At 56.1% G+C, this 3,809-nt stretch carries 3 protein-coding genes; all 3 read right to left on the bottom strand.

Features of this window, described 5'->3' with window-relative positions:
* Positions 1–500, bottom strand: a 500-nt coding sequence (locus ABX962_RS32360) for a biotin/lipoyl-binding protein (protein ID WP_372725822.1), incomplete at its 3' end; no start/stop codon positions are given.
* 567 nt (positions 501–1,067) lie between these two features.
* The gene (locus tag ABX962_RS32355; protein ID WP_372725821.1) at positions 1,068–2,294 is read right to left on the bottom strand and encodes a hypothetical protein; all 1,227 of its coding nucleotides are present in this window, start codon (positions 2,292–2,294) and stop codon (positions 1,068–1,070) included.
* Between the two features lie 290 nt (positions 2,295–2,584).
* The coding region (locus tag ABX962_RS32350) for a lactate racemase domain-containing protein (RefSeq protein ID WP_372725820.1) at positions 2,585–3,809 on the bottom strand (1,225 nt) is incomplete at its 5' end.

Here is a 3,809-nt window from a genome sequence, read left to right as displayed (position 1 = left end):
GATTCGTTATACAACCGTTCGGCGCGAGCCATTTTGGATCGAGCGTATTCGTGATTGGCTTTTGCCACGTCCCGCAGCGCTTCGGCCAGCTTGATTTCATCTGGACGCGAACCATTTTTTAGTTCTGCTAACTCTGCTTCCCGCAGCGCCAATTCGGCTTCAGCACCCGCGATCTCGATCTCAATGGTTTTGGTTCGCAGTTGGGCAAGCGACTGACCCTGTGCGACCGCTTCCCCCGCATTGACCATGAATTCCAAAACACGGCCATCAACCGCACTGCCAATCGTACTTTCCCGCCATGGTTTGACGTTGGCGACAAACGACTGTTCCGCCGAGATGTCTTTTTCGATCACCGCAGTGACCACCACCGAGGCGGGGCCGCCTTGTGCGAGCAAGGGGCTGCCGCTGGCGACCAGTAAACTCGCCAGCCATCTGGCCCAGACGACCGCCGACGGAATGAGAAGTCGACCGCAGCGTGGAGACGTTGGATATGTTGACATCAAAACGACAGAAAGCATTTGAGGGGGGATTGAGGGCAGTCTTCGGGAATCATACTTATCATAAGCCCCAAAGTTCGGGTTTCCTACCTTGCAATCCAGATTGAGGTTGACTTTCTTGCCAAAGCCTCGGCGTGGAACAGGCAAAAAAAAACGGCTGTGAGACACTCGAAAGTGTTTCACAGCCGCTTGTCACTTAAACCCGCGAGAGAAGATGCACTCACGCCCCAGCAAACCCACATAAGCTGAGACGATTGTTACCCACTCAAGTTTATCTAGCATCGGGTCGTCCACTTGGTTGACCCATGCCGGCATCATGAACAATCGACCGGATCGTGCTGATACTTCTAGTTGTTCGCGTTGTTTGGTTAGGAAAGCGTCCTCGAAGCGTCAAACCGTAACGATTATGCCGATGGAGTCATCAAAACCGATTGGACACATCCGTCTAGTGGGGGTGCTTCGTGAGATAGGTTATCCAGCCTGTCAGTTGAGAGAATCAGTGGGATAGGCTTCCAGCCTGTCATCAAGAACTGTTCTTGCTGCCAAGCTGGATGCCAATCCCACATTTGGCTAGACGCCGTAACGATTTCGCAGGCAACGGCGGTGGGTTTTGGCCAGACTCGCACGAGCATGTTGCCCGGCTGCTTCGGCCGCTTCGGCAACGCAATCGAGCAGCGTCGAATAGCGTCCAAACGAATCGACGCCGACATCCCAACCCGCTTTCATCAACCGCTCGTGTCGCTGGACTTCGCTCGTCGCCTGGTTGGCTTGATCCATCCAATACTCGACGACTTGTTGGCGACACGACTGCGTGTTTGTGGCCAGCAGGCTCGACAAATATTTTGATTCCGCGACTCGATTGGGATCAAGTTTCTGCAATCGCGCGACCGAAAACTTGGCCGCCTCTTGCTGCATCCAATGACTGTTCATACGGACGGCTTGATCGGTAAAACTCGACGCGTTTGCACCCTGTTGATAGGTATCGATCGCAGCGGACGAATCCCCGCGACGCTCGACCGCATAACCGAGCAAGTCCCAGGCCCAAGCGATTTGGCGAGCCGAATCCGCTGTCGCGTCGATCACGGCGCGGCAATGTGTCTCGACAGCCGACCAATCTTGCTCGCCCCGATCGTGGTCGCTGAGCTTTAGTTTTTCTTTGAGCAAATTCCAAACGTCGCCGGGCATCCGTCCCGCATCAAACATCCACGAAATACAATCGTTCCACGACATCCCAAGCTGGTTAGCGAGCTTGCCGTTAAGCCGGCTGGCCCAAGGTTGGTGCATCGCATCTTGGACCAATTCGCACCTCACCGCTTCGCAGGCAATGTTTTCGCGGAGCAGCACCTCGGCGGACTCTTGCGAACTCGTCTGCTCGGCCAACAGTTCCCGAATCGCCTTACTTTGATGTTCAAATGCCCAGTGAACGAAGGGATCGTTCAGCGGGTCGAAATATTGCTTGGGATTTTCGGCGGGAATGGCCAATCGTCGCCGTGGGCCGGGCAGTCGCTCAACGACCGCCTCGAACACGATCGCGTCGGCTAACCGCTTGCCCCAGGGCATCCAATCGCCCCCGCCATGAAACCACTGGACCATTTCGCCCATCTGATTGTTCGCATCGGCGCGAACACAAACCCAATTGCCATCGGAATCCCCAACAAGGGGCAACAGATCACAGGGCATCAACCCAGGCCAAATTTCATCCGGAGCCTCCGAAAGCAACCCATCGGCGGGAATCGGCAGGCGAAATTCGCCCGTTCCATTGCGTTTCCAGATCTCACGGTCCAGCCAATCAGCCAAATCAGGTGCCAAAACGCACTGATATCGCTCGGAAATCCGTTCAGACCACGGGGTCGGCTGTGAAACGACGTCAGACAATGGGGACCGAAAGTTCAGGAGGACGCAGTAAAATGTATCGATCAGGGAAAAAGTATCGCAGGATCGCTCGGAAACACCGCCGTGATTTTGGGTAGACAAGGCCGTTTAGCCTAGCGAATTTGCCGTCTCGTCCACAAGAGGAGCGTGCGGCTGCTCCAGACTAGCATAGCCACGCTAAAGGGGGGAACGTTTTTTACTGGAAGCGAGGCAGTTTACGCCCCCGGGAATTCCGATATTGACCGCAAGTTCCCCTCGTCATCGAACGACAATGGCCCGAGATCGCCGAGTCGTTCGAGCGCAGCGGCGTTGCGGTCCTCGCTGCGAGCCACCTCGTCCCAATAGGCTTCGCTGCAAACCAACTCGCTTAGATGGAGCGTGTCTTGGATCCAGACCCAACGCAGCTGCTGGCGTGTCCGCTTGCCAACTTGTCCCATCGCTGCGACTAACGCTTCGCGATCACAGTCAAAATGGATCGGCACGGCGCCGGCCGACGCGTGTATGCTGGTCAAACAATTGACGCGAGTCTTTTTGTAATCGATCTTTTCCACCACGCGGCGATGACAAAATTCGGCCACTCCGATCCCGGCGGCATTGCCAGCGGATTGGTCGGTTAGATCACGCACATAGATTTGTTTGACTTTCGGAAACTCGTCCGCCGCGGCGATCTTGTCGTTCCATTTGCGGCCTACCACGTTGGTATCCATTCCGGTGCCGCTGATCTCTTTGCCCATACGATCGACAATCAAAAGATCGATATGGTCAAACGGCAAACGCGGCATCCGCTGGCGTGCCATCGTCAACAATCGTGGTTCGGCCAACAGGAACTCGGCTGGCTCGACCGCTTCGACATGCGAGACCTGGTCAAACGCATCTTCGATGATCGCGATCCCGAGCGAGATCGGCGCGGCAGCCTGGATCATCGGCACAATCTCTGCCGCCATCGCGTCTAAACAGTAATTAGCATCTGCCATCGCTTGGTGATAAACGATCGCGCCTTGATGTTTTCCCAAACCGATCATCAACATCTTCGCGAGCCCGCTTTCGTAGCGGCCGACCAGGCGTGTGTGTGGCTTGATCCGGTTCAGCACCACGACATGATCCATCTGGCTGGCGATTTTGTCAAAGTGAACGTCCAGTCCCGCAAGTCCCGCAGTCGAGGTGCCGATCACAATCGTGTCCAGCGAAGAACGGATCTCGCACCCCATCGCCGCTTCCTCGATTCCCAAGGATCGCAACAATGCGGCTTGTCCTTCGGCGGTCGCGCCGCCATGGCTACCCATCGCCGGCACGATCACGGGAACGCCGCCGCACCGTTTGATAAAATCAACCACCGCCGAAACGAGGGTCGGTAAGTCGGCGATCCCGCGACTGCCGACCGCAATTGCAACCGTTTGCCCCGGACGAAGCCGGCTTGCCAAGGTCGAATTGCCAATCGCG

The organism is Novipirellula sp. (genome assembly GCF_041583735.1).
In the GTDB taxonomy this organism is placed as follows: domain Bacteria; phylum Planctomycetota; class Planctomycetia; order Pirellulales; family Pirellulaceae; genus Novipirellula.
This window is presented reverse-complemented; position numbering and strand designations above follow the sequence as displayed.